This window comes from Actinomyces procaprae (assembly GCF_004798665.1).
GTDB classification, from domain to species: Bacteria; Actinomycetota; Actinomycetes; order Actinomycetales; family Actinomycetaceae; genus Actinomyces; species Actinomyces procaprae.
In genome coordinates, this window is sequence record NZ_CP039292.1 from 2744333 (window position 1) to 2758888 (window position 14556).

The following is a 14556-nucleotide window of genomic DNA, read 5'->3' on the forward strand; positions in this document are numbered from 1 at the left end:
GCAGGCCCGACTGCACACAAGGATCCTCACCGAGTACACGGGCCCGCCCGCCCACAGGCACCCGCACCGACAACCCGGCTCCGGGAAGACGCTCCCAACAACGCGAGCGTGCGCCCGGGACAGGCACGGACGTCGTGCGCGCCCACCGGGGCGAGGCGACGCGCTTTCGACGTGTCCGCACCACGGCGCCGCTGGACCACACGGTGATACCACCCCGAAAGCGTCGTGAAAGCGGCGGCTGCCAGCCTGCCTGCATGAGCACTGCTTCATCGCCACACCCTCCGACCCCAAGAGCGCATCACCAGGCAGGAGACGTCCCCGCCATCCACGCCACCGGCCTGCGCCGCGACTTCGGCTCCCTGAGAGCCGTCGACGACCTGGACCTGGACATCGCCGCCGGCAGCGTCTACGGACTACTCGGCCCCAACGGGGCCGGCAAGTCCACCGTGGTCAAGCTGTTGACGACGCTGCTGCGCCCCAGCTCCGGCAGCGCCACCATCATGGGACACGACCTGGCTCACGCCCCGCACCGGGTGCGCTCCGTAATCGGCGTCGCCGGTCAGTACACAAGCGTTGATGAGACGCTCACCGGACGCGAGAACCTGCGACTGTTCGCGCGTCTGACCGGAATGTCCCGCACCGACAGCAGGCGCCGCGCCGACGAGCTGCTGGAGGCCTTCAGCCTCGCCGACGCCGCCGGGCGGCGCGTGGGCCGGTACTCGGGTGGAATGCGGCGGCGCCTCGACCTCGCCGTCTCGATGGTCGCCACGCCTCCGCTGCTGTTCCTCGATGAGCCGACGACGGGGCTGGATCCGCGCACCCGCCAGCAGATGTGGCAGGTCGTCGAGGACCTGGTGTCACACGGGACGACCATCCTGCTGACCACCCAGTACCTGGATGAGGCCGATCGCCTGGCCGACCGGATCGGCATCATGAACCACGGGCGCAAGGTAGCCGAAGGCAGTCCCGATCAGCTTAAGGACCGGATCGGCACCTCGGCCCTGGCGATCACTCCCGCGAATCGTGAGGACGTGCCCGCCATCCGCGATGTCATCACCCGGGTGCTTTCCCCAGGCGGTACACCGACCACTCGCGCAGGGCGCATATACGCACCCATCAGGCAGACCGCGGATGCCACGGAGATCCTCGTGGCGCTCCGCGAGCAGGGGCTGTCTCCGGCGGCGATCTCGGTCGACCGCCCCAGCCTCGATTCCGTCTTCCTCACCTTGACCGGGAACCAAGGGCCGACCCGAGAAGCGACCGACCGCTCCACCACCTCCGGGCCCACCACCGCCGAGCCGGTTCACGCCGCAGGCCTGAGCACGCACCACAACACCAATCTGAATAACACCGACCTGAATACCGAGGAGGACCTGTGACCACCGCATCCGCTTCCCTCAACTCATCCCCCGCCTTGTCCGTTCCCCGACGCTTCAGCGAGTCTCGGCTAATACCGGACACCGCCGCGATGGCGTGGCGCTCGGCACTGACCATGCTGCGCAATCCGGCGGAGTTCTTCGACGTGCTCATTCAGCCCGTCCTGTTCACCGTCATGTTCGGGGAACTGCTTGGCGGCGCCATCTCGGGGGACGTGCGCTCCTACCTGCCGATCCTGGTTCCGGGGCTGGTCATCACCAATGTTCTGTCCACCTGCCAGAGCGTCGGTGTTGACCTGCGTGAGGACATGTCCAAGGGCGTGTTCGACCGTTTCCGGGCGCTGCCCATGTCCCGACTGGCGCCGCTGCTGGGCCCAATGGCCACCGACCTGCTGCGGTACGCGGTGTGCGCCGCGCTGACGGTGGCGACCGGCGTCGCGCTCGGGTACAGACCGGAGAACGGCTGGATCGGAGCCGTTGGAGTCGTGCTGGCGGCCGCCGCATGCGGTTGGGCGATCTCCTGGGTGTTCCTGATGCTGGGCACCCTGTTCAGCTCGGCGCAGGCGGTGACCTCATTCAACATCATCATTCTGTTCCCCCTGTGCTACCTGTCCAATGCGCTAGTGCCCGTTGATACGCTGCCGCACTGGCTGAAGATCTTCGCCGAGCACAATCCGGTGTCCTATGCCGTCAGCGGGCTGCGCTACCTGCTCGACGGAACCGCCGGGACGGGAACGGCCGCCGACGCCGGCTGGGCCCTGCTGGGTTGTGTACTAATCGTGGCCGTGGCGGCGCCGATCACCGTCACGCGCTACCAGCGCTCCGTCGCCTAAGGCGGGAGCCGGCGGTCTCCCCGGTCACGCGGCCGGGGAGAGCACCTTGCTCACAACAGCTCAGCCAGTGAGCCGGTCAACGTCACCATGTGTTCTACGAGCGCCTCGGGATCGGAGGAATGAGCTTGCCTCAGCATCTCGTCGACGCGGCCGGGGTCGATTCCGCGCGCCGCCTCCAACAGGCGCGGTCGTGACAACAGCCGTGAGGTCTGATTGGGGCCGCAGGCCAGGGCCGCACAGAACAGTTCCAGCCCCAGCCCAACTACCCGGGCGGAATCCACATCGCCGGGCTCCTCCCCCACCAACGCGGGCACGCCCGCATCTCCCCACTGCCCACCGGCCCCGGCCTGCGCCGCAGACAGGCCGACGGCGCAGGCCAGCGACGCCGTCGTCGGCAGATCGAAGCGGGTGGCGCGGGCCTGTTGCAAGGCCTGCGTCAGTGCCTGCAGCCCCCGCCGCAACATGGCGGTCGCCTCCAGGGCATGATCCCGCAGTGAGTCGCCTCGCGTGTCCGGCGCCGCCGCACCAGACCTGGCGATCTCCACGTCGATCAGCAGGCAGGTCGCCAGGCCGTAGAGCTCCCACGGGTTACCCGCGGGCACGTCGGCACCGGCCATGCGCTCAAGCAGACCCCGCGCCGCCGTGAAGGCCTCCTCCGGGCGGCCGCGCAGAAGCTCCATCTCACCGCCGAGGAACCCGGTGATGAACATCGCCATTCCGGGCACCGGCATGCTCTCGGCGTCCGCCAGTAGGGCGGCAGCGCGCTCCGGTGACGGCGCCAGATAGACCCGGCAGCAGTCCCGTTGCAGGCGCAGAGCGCTGCGGAGGGCATCTTGAAGCGGATGGCGGTCGGCCACCTGCAGCAGACGGGTGCACTCGCTCAGCCCGCCGCGGTAGTCCCCCATTTCCAGCAGCAGGCGCAAACCGTCGACGTCAAGCTCAAGCAGGCGGACGGGCGGCAGATTCGAGGCGCGCAGCCGTCGCCGCAGACTGCGATTGAGCTCCAGGGCACCGGTCACGTCACCGCGGTTCTCAAGCTCCGTGACCACGCAACTACCTGCGGCCCAGGCGGTCCAGTGGTCTGGATCCTCCAGCAGCCCGCCCCACTCCTCGTGCCGGGTGCGGACCAGCCGGCGAATCGCGGCGACGTAGGCGCTCTCGCACGGGAATGACGCCGGAATACGGAGCCGGAGCTCCTCCGGGAGGGGGCCCAGCAGCCAGGAGTTGGCCACCGCACGATGGAGCACCAGCATCCGGGCGATGTTTCCAACGGAGTCCGACGCCGCAGTCACCGCATGCCCCAGGAGCCGCGGCACCCAGGCGGCGGTCTGGCTGTAGCCCCAGCTCGTGGACCAGGCGGTCAGCAGCGCCGCACCGAGCACCAGGGCGGCCTCAGGAGCCTGATGCCCATCGTCGTCGCCCAGTGCTCGTCCCAGCTCGGCGGCCACCCCGCGCTCCTCCGCCAGCAGGGCGTCAACGGCAGGAGCGACCTCATCCATACGGCTGCCATCCATCACGGCCAGCACCGGGCGAGCCAGGCCCAGCGCCCAGCGGCGCACGGCACTTTGAGCCTCCGCCGCATCTAAGGTGCCGGCGACGCGCTCACGAACCAGCGCACGCACGGAGGAGAGCATGTGGAAGCGGGGCGGATCGTCCCCGTCCGCGGTCAGGAGCGACTGCGCCAGGAGCTGATCAAGCATGACGGCCGCGGCGGGACCGATCACGGCCTCGGCTGTCTCCAGGGTGAAGCCGTCGGCCAGCAGTGCGGCGCGCGTCAGGGCGCGTCGCTGCGGATCGTCCAACAGCGACCAGGACCATTCGATGACGGCGCTGAGGGTGCGCTGACGCTCCGGCAGATCCCGCGGACCGGTCATGGTCCTCAGGTCGCGTGGGAGGCGCTGCGCCACTTGCCGCACCGACATGACGCGGGTGCGCGCCGCGGCCAACTCGATGGCGAGTGGCAGCCCCTCCAGGGCGGGCAGTAGCCGAGCCAGGCCGTCGTCGTCGAGGGCCTGGTGCGGCCTGGCCGCCAGTGCCCGGTCACGGAACAGGGCGGCCGCCGCCGTGCCTGTAAGCGGCGCCAGCCGATGCACGTACTCGGCCGACAGCTCCAGGACGCTTCTGGACGTCACCACCACATGCAGCCCCGGCAATGAGGCGAGCATGGGCCCGAGCAGATCGGCGAGCGCACCGGCCACGTGCTCACAGTCATCCAGCACCAGCAGCGTGCCGGGAGCCGCGAGCGCCTGCGCCAGGGCGACGCGGGCCGGCTGCGCGGCCGAGCCACTGCGCCCGATGGCGGCCAGCAGCTCGCGGGCGAGCCGATCCACGGGCGCCGCGCCGTCGGAGGCGTCCGCAGCCACCGGGTCGTGCCCACGTGGGGCGACCTCCGTCATGGACAGCACTCTGATCGTGGGAAACGGGCTGCGTGAGGCGAGCGCCTGCGCCAGAGTCGTCTTGCCGACCCCTCCCGGTCCGGTGATGGTCACCAGCTGCCTGGTGGCGACCGCGTCCTCCACCACCCGCAGGTCGTGCTCCCGCCCTATCAGGCCGATGGGCGCCCGCAGGCCCTGCCGAACCGGGTGCTCAGCGGCCAGCGCATGCTCGTGCGCGGCACGTAGCAGCGGCCCGGGCACGGCGCCGGCCTGGCGCAGACGACGTCGGTACCGTTCGTAACGCGCCAACGCCGCAGCCGGTGAACGGGTCCAGGCCTCACTGCGAATCAGGGCGGCGAGAACCGCCTCATCGGAGGGATTCTGCTCGGCCAGGGACGGAAGCAGCTCCATGGCCTGCGCGTAACGCCCCAGCTCTCCGAGTGCGAGTGCGCGCAGGCGGAGGGCACGGGCACTAAGGGCCATTGCCTGCTCCAAGAGCCGACGGTGCGGCGGGCTCACGCCCGCCCCGCTGATCTCCCCCATACCCTCGGTCAGGTCGACCACATCGGCCGGGCGATGGGCGCAGGCCGCGGCCTCCGCCCGACGACGGCGTTGCGCCAGATCCAGGTGATCCACCTGTGAGCGTGGCAGGGTCAGGGCGTACCCCTCACCGTGTCTTTGCAGAGCCTCGGCCCCCAGGCGGTTACGTGTGCGGGAGACGACTACCTGCAGCGCCTGGCGAGGTCGAGACGGCGGCGAGCAGTCCCAAAGCCCCGCGATCAGTTGATCCTCGCCGCCGCGGGCGCCGGGCAGAGCGGCGAGCACGCAGAGCAGGTCGAGAACCCGCCCGCTGAGCGGCTCGCCGTTCCAGCTCGGTGCGTCGTCCAGCAGCCGCAGCCCGGCGCCGGCGGCGTCGGACCGGGTCACAGCGCGAGGTTGTCCTTGACGACGGCGGCCAGGCCCTCGGCGACGCGGTCGGCCTCCTCCTGGCTGGCGGCCTCCACCATGACCCGCACCAGCGGCTCGGTGCCGGAGGGGCGCAGCAGCACCCGGCCGGTCTGCCCCAGCTGCTTCTCGGCGTCGGCGACGGCGTCCTGCACCGCCCGGTTGGTGCCGGCGGCGGCCTTGTCCACTCCACGGACGTTGATGAGCGTCTGCGGCAGGCGCTGCACGATGCTGGCCAGCTCCGCCAGGGACTTGCCGGTGCGCTTCATTCGGGCGGCCACACGCAGGGAGGTGAGCACGCCGTCCCCAGTGGTGGCGTGGAGGGTGTCGATGACGTGACCGGACTGCTCACCGCCGAGGGTGTAGCCGCCCTGCAGCATCTTCTCCAGCACGTAGCGGTCGCCCACGCCGGTCTGGACGATGCGGATGCCGTGCTCACGCATCGCCAGGATCAGGCCCAGGTTGCTCATGACGGTGACCACCAGCGTGTCGGAGCCGAGCGTGCCGTCGGCCTTCATACCCACCGCCAACAGACCCATGATCTGGTCGCCGTCCACGAGGTTGCCCTCGGCGTCCACGGCCAGGCAGCGGTCGGCGTCGCCGTCGTAGGCGACTCCCATGTCCGCGCCCACGCTGCGCACGTAGGCCTGCAGCTGCTCGGGGTGGGTGGAGCCGCAGTCGGCGTTGATGTTGAGCCCGTCCGGGGAGGCGTTGATGGCGATGACCTCGGCGCCGGCATTGCGCAGGGCGGCCGGGCCGACACTGCTGGCGGCACCGTTGGAGGCGTCCACCACGATGCGCAGGCCGGACAGGTCGGTGGCGACGGAGTCCACCAGGTGGTTGATGTAGGTCTGGTCGGCGACGGTCTCACCCTTGATGACACGGCCCACGTCGGCGCCGGTGGGGCGGGGCAGGTCCTCCGCCAGTGCCGCCTCGATGCGGTCCTCGACGGCGTCCTCCAGCTTGTAGCCGCCGCGGGCGAAGAACTTGATGCCGTTGTCCGGGAAGGGGTTGTGGGATGCGGAGATCACCACGCCGAGGCTGACGTCCTGGCTGGCGGTGAGGTGTGCGATGGCCGGGGTGGGCAGCACCCCGACGCGGGTGACATCCATGCCGGAGGCGGCCAGGCCGGCGCTGATCGCGTGGTCGAGGAACTCGCCGCTGGCTCGCGTGTCTCGGCCGACGACGGCGCGGGGCCGACGGCCGAGCCGGTGGGGGGAGTCATCCGAGCCGACCAGTACGCTCGCCGCTGCGCGGCCGAGGCTGACTGCGAGATCAGGGGTTAGCAGTTCGTTGGCGAGTCCGCGGACGCCGTCGGTGCCGAAGAGTCGTGTCATGGGATCCTCCTGTTGGTAGACAGCGACCCCATCATTTCACGCCGGAACGTAATCCGGCGGTCACCTCCGCGTGGGAGGTGACCGCCGGATCCGCATAACGCGGCCTGGCGCCGACGTGCCTGGACGGCGCCGCCGGGATCAGCGCTTGGAGTACTGCGGGGCGCGGCGGGCCTTGTGCAGACCGGCCTTCTTGCGCTCGACGATGCGGGCGTCCCGAGTGAGGAAGCCCGCCTTCTTCAGGGTCGGGCGGTTGGCCTCACGGTCGATCTCGTTCAGGGCGCGGGCGATGCCCAGGCGCAGGGCACCGGCCTGGCCGGAGATGCCGCCGCCGTTGATGCGGGCGATCACGTCGAAGCGGCCCTCGAGCTCGAGAATGGTGAAGGGGGCGCGCACGAGCTGCTGGTGCAGCTTGTTGGGGAAGTAGTCCTCCAGGGTGCGGCCGTTGATCTTCCACTGACCGGTGCCGGGAACCAGGCGGACGCGGGCGACGGCCTCCTTGCGGCGGCCCAGACCCATGCCGGGAGCGGTGACGGACTGGCCGCGTCCCTCGGTGGGGGTGGATTCGGTGGTGTAGCTGGCGGGGGCGTTCTCCTCGTCCAGCGCGTCGATGTCGACGGTGGTCTCAGCCACGATGTGTCCTTTGCTTGTCGGGTGCCGAGCGCTGGAGCGCTTACTGGGCGACCTGGGTGATCTCGAAGGTCTGCGGGTTCTGGGAGGCGTGCGGGTGCTCGGCGCCCGCGTACACCCTGAGCTTCTTCAGCTGGACGCGGCCCAGCTTGTTGTGGGGCAGCATGCCCTTAACAGCCTTCATGACTGCACGCTCGGGGTTCTTGGCCAGCAGCTCCCGGTAGGAGACGGCGGTGAGGCCGCCCGGGTAGCCGGAGTGGCGGTAAGCGAACTTCTTGTCGGCCTTACCGCGGGTGAGGACGACCTTGTCGGCGTTGATGATGACGACGTAGTCTCCGCAGTCCTCGTTGGGGGCGAACTGCGGCTTGTGCTTCCCACGGAGCAGGGTCGCAGCCTGAGCTGCGAGACGGCCGAGAACGACGTCGCTGGCGTCGATGACGTACCAGTTCTTCTCGACGTCGCCGGGCTTCGGTGTGTACGTGCGCACGGGCGTTGCCTTCGTTTCTCTTGGCGGGCGGGCACGCGGACGCAGCTAAGACGCTGGCATCGGCGGGACCGCCATGGTCAGATGAGGTGGTCGGAGCACCGGCCGCACGTGGCGAGTGGGATGGCACCACGAGCGTGATCGCGTGCTGCACGACGGTCCCCTACCCTACCGGCGGCTTCAGGGACGGTCAAAGCCGGTTGCGCCCCTGCAGCCGTGAAACCCGACACGCCGCGGTGCCGTGCGCCGGCGGTGCAGCCGCACCGGGTACGCATGCCGGCGGGACGGCACCCGGGAGTGAACGCGCCGCCCGCTGCGCGGTCAGTCGCAGCAGTTCGGTGCCCGACGCAGGGTCCGGGCCCGCTCGGCCTGTGCGGCCAGCTCGGCGTCGGCCGGGTAGGTGACGGCTTCGAGGGTGAGCCCATGAGCAGGCGCAACCGGCGCGGCCTGGCCTCGACTGCGGGCTGCCAGCAGCCGGGCGGGCCAGTCGACGTCGCGGCGTCCGGTCCCTACGGCGAGGGCGGCGCCCACCAGGGAACGCACCATGGAGTGGCAGAAGGCGTCGGCGACGACGGTGAGGGTGACCAGGCCACCGTCGGGGCCGGGGGCGTCGGCGGGCAGGCGCCGCCAGCTGAGTTCCTTGAGGGTGCGAATGGTGGTGGCGCCCTCGCGGGGGCGGCAGTAGGACAGGAAGTCGTGCTCGCCCAGCAGGGGGCGGGCGGCGGCCTGCATGGCGGCGACGTCGAGCCGCTCGTTCGCCCAGAGGACCTGGCCGCGGCGGGCGGGGTCGCGCGGGGCACCGGTGGGGCCGCCGTCGGCGATGCGGTAGCGGTAGCGGCGGGTCAGGGCGGAGAAGCGGGCGTCGAAGGCGGCGGGGACCACGCGCACACCGTGGACCACGAGGTCGCCGGCACCGCGTGGGGCGGGGGCTGGGCCGCCCTGGGCCTCGCGGGCGAGCACGCCGGCGAGCCGGTCCAGCAGGGCCTGCTCGGGGCTGCGGGTGGAGCGGCCGGGCAGGGCGCGCCAGGCTGCGGCGGGCACGTCGAGGTGGGCGACCTGCCCGCGCGCGTGCACGCCGGCGTCGGTGCGCCCGGCCACCGTCAGCCGCACCGGAGCGCGCAGCACGGTGGCCAGGGCGTCGGTCAGCACACCCTCGACGGTGCGCTGTCCGGGCTGGGCCGCCCAGCCGTGGAAGCCGGCGCCGTCGTAGGCGAGGTCCAGGCGCACGCGCACCGTGTCGGGGCGGGCAGGGTCGGCGTCGTAGGCGGGGTCAGCATCGCGCGTGGGCTCGGCGTCGCTCATGGGCACCATGAGACCACAGCCCGGGTGCTGCCTTCACCCGTCCGCCTCGGTGCTAGACGTCGGGCCGCGTCTCACTTGCACGAACTTGGTGGCGTTGCACGACCTTGGTGTGCGTTCCACGACCACCCCGGGGTCGTGCAAAACACCCCGGGGTCGTGCAAAACACCCCGGGGTCGTGCAACGCGGCCCGGGGTCGTGCAACAGCAAACAGGGACGCAGCCCGCCACCTGCAAGAGCACAGCCCCGCTCCCCCGCGCGCACGCGAGGGACGATGACGGCGGCGGCGGCGGCTGAGGCGATCATGAGGGCGCTCCCCCGCGCGCACGCCAGGGACGAAGGCTCTAGCCGCGCAGCTCGGCGGCGGTGGCACCCGGCCGCCAGGCACGCACATAGCGCCGCGCCAGTTTGCCGGCCAGCACCGCGGCGACGAGCGCCGCCACCACCTTCAGCATCAACGCTGCCGCGGTGAATGCGGAACTGGGGTGCCACAGGGCAGCGAACTCGTCCGTTGTGCCGGTGATCTTGTCCATGCCCGTGGGCAGGATCTGGTAGGCGAGCACGCCGAAGCCGCCCGAAACCAGCAGGGGCACGCCCGGTCCCAGCACAAGCGACAGCAGCGTGGACTTGCCGCTGCTGGAGGGGCCCACAATGGCCACTGACCGTCCCACCGGGGCGGTCAGCGACACATCGTGGAGCACCTGTTGCTTGCCATAGGAGAAGCTGACCCCCTACATGACGAGGGCCGGCGCTTCTGGTCCGGGAGGCACGACTTTCTCGGCGTTCATGGTGGGGGACCTTCTAACTGAGCGAGTCTTGCAAGGCGCGGCCCGCGCGAAAACGGCCCATGTGTCGCCCCCCGCAAGCCTCAGCGGAACCTAACACCGGCATGAACCAGTTCATACAACACTCCGAGGGGACACCCTCGTGTGCGCCTCGATCTTCGCGATACACCGACGCCGACGGGAAACTGCGTCAGCCGCGGCCGAGGCGGTAGCGTCGGGGCGTGAGCACTACGACCACCCTCAGCGTCGACTGCGGCGGCGGCGGCATCAAGGCCTCCGTGCTCGACGCCGACGGCGCCATCATCTCCCGCGCCCTGCGCACCCCCAACCCCTACCCGCTGCCGCCCGAGCTGCTGGTGGACACCATTAAGGACCTGGCCGATCAGCTGCCGCCCGCCGACCGGGTCACCGTCGGCATGCCCGGCATGATCCGCCACGGGGTCGTCATCGCCACCCCCCACTACATCACCAAGGACGGCCCCCGCTCCCGCGTCCTGCCCGAACTGGCGGAGGCCTGGGCACGCTTCGACATGGGCGGGCGCCTGCAGGCGACCCTCGGCCGCCCGGTGCTGGTGCTCAACGACGCCGAGGTCGCCGGCGCCGGCGTCGTCACCGGCCACGGCCTGGAGATGATCGTGACCCTGGGAACGGGCCTGGGCAACGCCGTCTTCGACAACGGCGTGCTCGCCCCCCACGTGGAGGTCTCCCAGGGGCCGGTCCGCTGGGGGCTCACCTATGACGACTACATCGGCGAGCACGAGCGCCTGCGCCTGGGGGACGCCCACTGGTCGCGGCGGGTGCGGCGCGTCGTCGAGGCGCTGCGCCCCATGTACATGTGGGACCGGCTCTACCTGGGCGGCGGCAACTCCCGCCGCATCACGGCCTTCCAGCTCGACAAGATCGGCGACGACGTCGTCGTCGTGCCCAACGAGGCCGGCATGACCGGCGGGGCCCGCTGCTGGGAGATGGCCCAGCCCTGACGGCCCCGTCCCCGCTACCGCGTCCGGCTCCGTACGCCCGGACCTGAGACGCTGAGAGGGCCGGTCACCTCGCGGTGACCGGCCCTCCCTCGTATATGTGAGCCTTGCGGCCCACCAGCGCTCAGCCCCTACCGGGACCGGCTCACTTCTTGACCTTCTGCGCGGCGGCACCGCCGGCCGGGGCGAAGCCCGCGGCCTCGGCGTCCTCGGCGGAGGCGAACCAGACCTCGGCCACCGTGTTGTCGTACCAGCGGGAGCCGGGCACGTGGTACTTCATGGAGTCCTCGTTGCCCTTGACCTCGTGGTCGGCGTCGGGCGCTTCGGTGGAGCCCTTCTCCAGGCGCACCGAGCCGGCGTAGACGGGCTTGCCGGAAGCCTCCTCGGCGGTCTCGTCAGCGGCCTCGGCCTCGGCGACGTCGTCGGCCGGCGCCTCCTCGACCTCGACCTCGGCGGCGGCCTCCTCAACCTCGGCCACGGCCTGCTCGGCCGCGCGCTTGGCGGTGCGGACGGCGTCGTCGACGATCTCCTTCTTGGCGACCGGCTCCAGCACCAGGGAGATCACGGCCATGGGGGCGTTGTCGCCCCGGCGCGGCGCGGTCTTGATGATGCGGGTGTAGCCGCCGTCGCGGTCGGCCATCTGCGGGGCGATCTCGTCGAAGAGGCGGTAGACGGCGTACTTGTCCGTCACCTTCTTCATCACCGTGCGGCGGGCGTGAAGGTCGCCGCGCTTGCCCTTGGTGATGAGCTTCTCGACGTACGGCCGCAGGCGCCGAGCGCGGGCCTCCGTGGTCGTGATCGACTCGTGGACGATGAGCTGCGTGGCCAGGTTGGCCAGCATGTGGCGCTCGTGCTGGGGGGATCCGCCCAGCCGGGGACCCTTGGTGGGGCGAGGCATGTTGTCTCCTAGTGGAATGGCGAGCCGGCCTCAGGCCTGCTGCTCGTCGCTGAAAGTGGGGTTGGTGTAGTCGCCCTCCGGGGCGTAGTCGACCGGGGACCCCTTGAGGGACAGCCCGAGCTCGGCCAGCTTGTCCTTGATCTCGGAGATCGACTTGGCACCGAAGTTGCGGATGTCGAGGAGGTCGGCCTCGCTGCGCGCGACGAGCTCACCGACGGTGTGAATGCCCTCGCGCTTGAGGGCGTTGGAGGAGCGGGCCTGCAGGTCCAGCTCGTCGATCATCATCGCCAGGTCCTGCTGCAGGGCCTGGTCCAACGGCGAGGGGCCGACCTCAATGCCCTCAGCCTCCACGTTGAGCTCCCGGGCCAGCCCGAACAGCTCAACCAGCGTCTTGCCGGCAGAGGCGAGCGCGTCCCGCGGAGTCATGGAGGCCTTGGTCTCCACGTCCACCACCAGGCGGTCGAAGTCCGTGCGCTGCTCCACACGGGTGGCCTCCACGGCGTAGGAGACCTTCTTGACCGGCGAGTAGATCGAGTCCACCGGGATCCGGGAGATCTCGGCGTTCGGGTCCTTGTTCTGGTTGGCGGACACGTAGCCCCGGCCGCGCTCGACCGTGAGCTCGATCTCCAGCTTGCCCTTCTCGTTGAGGGTGGCGATGACCAGCTCGGGGTTGTGGATCTCCACGCCCGCCGGCGGGGTGATGTCACCGGCGGCGACGACGCCCGGACCGGACTTGCGCAGGTACATGACCACCGGCTCGTCGTTCTCAGACGACAGCACGATCTCCTTGATGTTCAGGATGATCTGGGCGACGTCCTCCTTGACCCCGGCAATGGTGCGGAACTCGTGGGGCACGCCCTCGATGCGCACGGAGGTCACGGCCGCACCCGGGATGGATGACAGCAGCGTACGGCGCAGGGAGTTACCGAGCGTGTAGCCGAAGCCGGGCTCCAGGGGCTCCAGGATGAACCGCGAGCGGCGGTCCTCCTCGATGACCTCCTCGGAGAGTGTGGGTCGCTGTGCAATGAGCACTAGGGGTTTCCTTTCGTCGCGGCGCCCGCTATATGACGCCGTTACTCATGGTGTTCGCCTTCGGCAAGTACCGACGGCCGGCCCGCCGCGTCGGGGCGGAACCGTGGAGTCGCCCCTCCCCCACTGCCGTGGGGCGGGTGGCGACCAGTGGATTCAGACGCGGCGCCGCTTCGGGGGGCGGCAGCCGTTGTGCGCCTGCGGGGTGACGTCGGTGATGGAGCCGACCTCCAGGCCGGCGGCCTGCAGGGAGCGGATCGCGGTCTCGCGGCCGGAGCCCGGGCCCTTGACGAAGACGTCGACCTTCTTCATGCCGTGGTCCTGGGCGCGCCGGGCGGCGGCCTCGGCGGCGAGCTGGGCGGCGTACGGCGTCGACTTGCGCGAGCCCTTGAAACCGACCTGGCCGGAGGAGGCCCAGGCAATGACGGAGCCGGCGGGGTCCGTCAGGGAGACGATGGTGTTGTTGAAGGTGGACTTGATGTAGGCGTGACCGTGGGTGACGTTCTTACGGTCCTTGCGGCGCGGCTTGCGCGCGCTCGTACGAGTCTTAGGGGGCATGCTTCCTTCTTCAGATGAGATCTATGGCCCGGGCATGCGGCGCCCGGATGAACTGGCTGTTACTTGGCCTTCTTCTTACCGGCCACGGTGCGCTTGGGCCCCTTGCGGGTGCGGGCGTTCGTCTTGGTGCGCTGGCCGCGGACCGGCAGGTGCCGACGGTGACGCAGGCCCTGGTAGCAGCCGATCTCAATCTTGCGGCGGATGTCCGCCTGGACCTCACGCCGCAGGTCGCCCTCAACCTGATAGCTGGAGTCGATGTGGTTGCGCAGCGCGACCAGCTCGGCCTCGCTGAGGTCCTTGACGCGGGTGTCCGGGTTGACGCCGGTGGCCTCAAGAGTCTTGACGGCGCGGGTGCGTCCGATCCCGTAGATGTAGGTGAGCGCGACCTCTACCCGCTTCTCGCGAGGCAGGTCGACGCCGGAAATGCGTGCCACTGTGTGGTTCTCCTATGTGTTCCCGGAGGTCGTCACCCATCCCCTCCACCGCCTACCGGTGGCCCCGGCCTCCAGGAACCGGGGGTGGTGGCGCGCCGCGCCACTGGGGTGGGTGCTGGTGATGTTGCCGTCGCCGCATGGTCGACGGCGCGCGGGTGTCAGCCCTGACGCTGCTTGTGCCGCGGGTTGTCGCAGATGACCATGACACGGCCGTGGCGACGAATCACCTTGCAGTTGTCACAGATCTTCTTGACGCTCGGCTTGACCTTCATGATGTTCCTCCGTCCTCCCTCCGGGGAGGACTGTCACTTGTACCGGTAGACGATGCGGCCCCGGGACAGGTCGTAGGGGCTGAGCTCAACAACCACGCGGTCCTCAGGCAGGATGCGGATGTAGTGCTGCCGCATCTTCCCCGAGATGTGCGCGAGCACGACGTGCCCGTTGCTCAGCTCAACCCGGAACATCGCGTTCGGAAGGGCCTCGACGACCGATCCCTCGACCTCGATGACGCCGTCCTTCTTAGCCATGTTCCTCCGTCGGTGCTTTCTCGCTGGATACTTCCGCCGACGACGACGCCGCCGACGTGACGCGCTCCGCCG

15 protein-coding genes are annotated in these 14556 nt (G+C 70.2%); 3 read left to right on the forward strand and 12 right to left on the reverse strand.

The features are described from left to right. Nucleotides 1–254: 254 nt before the first annotated feature. The gene (locus E4J16_RS11210) at nt 255–1379 is read left to right on the forward strand and encodes an ATP-binding cassette domain-containing protein (protein WP_136314039.1); all 1125 of its coding nucleotides are present in this window, start codon (nt 255–257) and stop codon (nt 1377–1379) included. After that, nucleotides 1376–2209, forward strand: coding sequence for an ABC transporter permease (locus E4J16_RS11215; protein ID WP_240038126.1), 834 nt, complete (start codon nt 1376–1378; stop codon nt 2207–2209). Before E4J16_RS11210 ends, E4J16_RS11215 begins: the two co-directional genes overlap by 4 nt. 50 nt (nt 2210–2259) lie before the next feature. On the opposite strand, the gene E4J16_RS11220 is transcribed toward E4J16_RS11215, so the two are convergent. From E4J16_RS11220 to E4J16_RS11245, 6 genes are all read right to left on the reverse strand, one after another. Further along, the gene (locus E4J16_RS11220) at nt 2260–5511 is read right to left on the reverse strand and encodes an AfsR/SARP family transcriptional regulator (RefSeq protein ID WP_136314040.1); all 3252 of its coding nucleotides are present in this window, start codon (nt 5509–5511) and stop codon (nt 2260–2262) included. Then, nucleotides 5508–6866 (reverse strand): phosphoglucosamine mutase, encoded by a 1359-nt coding sequence (glmM, locus tag E4J16_RS11225; RefSeq protein ID WP_136193661.1) that lies wholly within the window; start codon nt 6864–6866, stop codon nt 5508–5510. The genes E4J16_RS11220 and glmM overlap by 4 nt, the downstream gene beginning before the upstream one ends. A gap of 138 nt (nt 6867–7004) precedes the next feature. Beyond that, a complete protein-coding gene (rpsI, locus tag E4J16_RS11230) occupies nt 7005–7496 on the reverse strand; it encodes a 30S ribosomal protein S9 (protein WP_136193660.1) in 492 nt (163 codons plus the stop codon). 40 nt (nt 7497–7536) lie between these two features. Continuing rightward, on the reverse strand, nt 7537–7980 hold the full coding sequence (gene rplM, locus E4J16_RS11235; RefSeq protein WP_136193659.1) for a 50S ribosomal protein L13: 444 nt from the start codon (nt 7978–7980) through the stop codon (nt 7537–7539). Nucleotides 7981–8298: 318 nt separating this feature from the next. Further along, nucleotides 8299–9279 carry a tRNA pseudouridine synthase A gene (locus E4J16_RS11240; RefSeq protein ID WP_136314041.1) on the reverse strand — a complete coding sequence of 327 codons (981 nt, stop codon included), beginning with the start codon at nt 9277–9279 and terminating at the stop codon, nt 8299–8301. A 341-nt stretch (nt 9280–9620) separates the two neighbouring features. Beyond that, entirely contained in the window at nt 9621–9965 is a 345-nt protein-coding gene (locus tag E4J16_RS11245) for a hypothetical protein (protein ID WP_240038127.1), read from the reverse strand. Between the two features lie 317 nt (nt 9966–10282). On the opposite strand from E4J16_RS11245, the gene E4J16_RS11250 reads away from it, so the two are divergent. Then, the gene (locus E4J16_RS11250; protein WP_136314043.1) at nt 10283–11041 is read left to right on the forward strand and encodes an ROK family protein; all 759 of its coding nucleotides are present in this window, start codon (nt 10283–10285) and stop codon (nt 11039–11041) included. Between the two features lie 142 nt (nt 11042–11183). On the opposite strand, the gene rplQ is transcribed toward E4J16_RS11250, so the two are convergent. From rplQ to infA, 6 genes are all read right to left on the reverse strand, one after another. Beyond that, complete coding sequence (gene rplQ / locus E4J16_RS11255; protein ID WP_136314044.1) at nt 11184–11936, reverse strand: 50S ribosomal protein L17, sunset domain variant; 753 nt, start codon at nt 11934–11936, stop codon at nt 11184–11186. A gap of 30 nt (nt 11937–11966) precedes the next feature. Next, nucleotides 11967–12968, reverse strand: a complete 1002-nt coding sequence (locus E4J16_RS11260; RefSeq protein ID WP_136193654.1) for a DNA-directed RNA polymerase subunit alpha — start codon at nt 12966–12968, stop codon at nt 11967–11969. A 153-nt stretch (nt 12969–13121) separates the two neighbouring features. Further along, nucleotides 13122–13523 carry a 30S ribosomal protein S11 gene (rpsK, locus tag E4J16_RS11265; protein WP_136193653.1) on the reverse strand — a complete coding sequence of 134 codons (402 nt, stop codon included), beginning with the start codon at nt 13521–13523 and terminating at the stop codon, nt 13122–13124. Between the two features lie 59 nt (nt 13524–13582). Next, entirely contained in the window at nt 13583–13957 is a 375-nt protein-coding gene (gene rpsM / locus E4J16_RS11270) for a 30S ribosomal protein S13 (RefSeq protein ID WP_136193652.1), read from the reverse strand. A 158-nt stretch (nt 13958–14115) separates the two neighbouring features. Further along, nucleotides 14116–14229, reverse strand: coding sequence for a 50S ribosomal protein L36 (gene rpmJ, locus E4J16_RS11275; protein ID WP_009748913.1), 114 nt, complete (start codon nt 14227–14229; stop codon nt 14116–14118). Nucleotides 14230–14262: 33 nt separating this feature from the next. Further along, nucleotides 14263–14484, reverse strand: a complete 222-nt coding sequence (gene infA, locus E4J16_RS11280) for a translation initiation factor IF-1 (protein ID WP_003781847.1) — start codon at nt 14482–14484, stop codon at nt 14263–14265. Nucleotides 14485–14556 lie beyond the last annotated feature (72 nt).

What these genes read in the sequence shown, in the direction of transcription:
- rpsK (WP_136193653.1), bottom strand. Translation starts at nt 13,523, where the DNA reads ATGCCCCCTAAGACTCGTACGAGCGCGCGCAAGCCGCGCCGCAAGGAC.
- rpmJ (WP_009748913.1), bottom strand. Translation starts at nt 14,229, where the DNA reads ATGAAGGTCAAGCCGAGCGTCAAGAAGATCTGTGACAACTGCAAGGTG.
- rplQ (WP_136314044.1), bottom strand. Translation starts at nt 11,936, where the DNA reads ATGCCTCGCCCCACCAAGGGTCCCCGGCTGGGCGGATCCCCCCAGCAC.
- E4J16_RS11240 (WP_136314041.1), bottom strand. Translation starts at nt 9,279, where the DNA reads ATGAGCGACGCCGAGCCCACGCGCGATGCTGACCCCGCCTACGACGCC.
- E4J16_RS11210 (WP_136314039.1), top strand. Translation starts at nt 255, where the DNA reads ATGAGCACTGCTTCATCGCCACACCCTCCGACCCCAAGAGCGCATCAC.
- infA (WP_003781847.1), bottom strand. Translation starts at nt 14,484, where the DNA reads ATGGCTAAGAAGGACGGCGTCATCGAGGTCGAGGGATCGGTCGTCGAG.
- glmM (WP_136193661.1), bottom strand. Translation starts at nt 6,866, where the DNA reads ATGACACGACTCTTCGGCACCGACGGCGTCCGCGGACTCGCCAACGAA.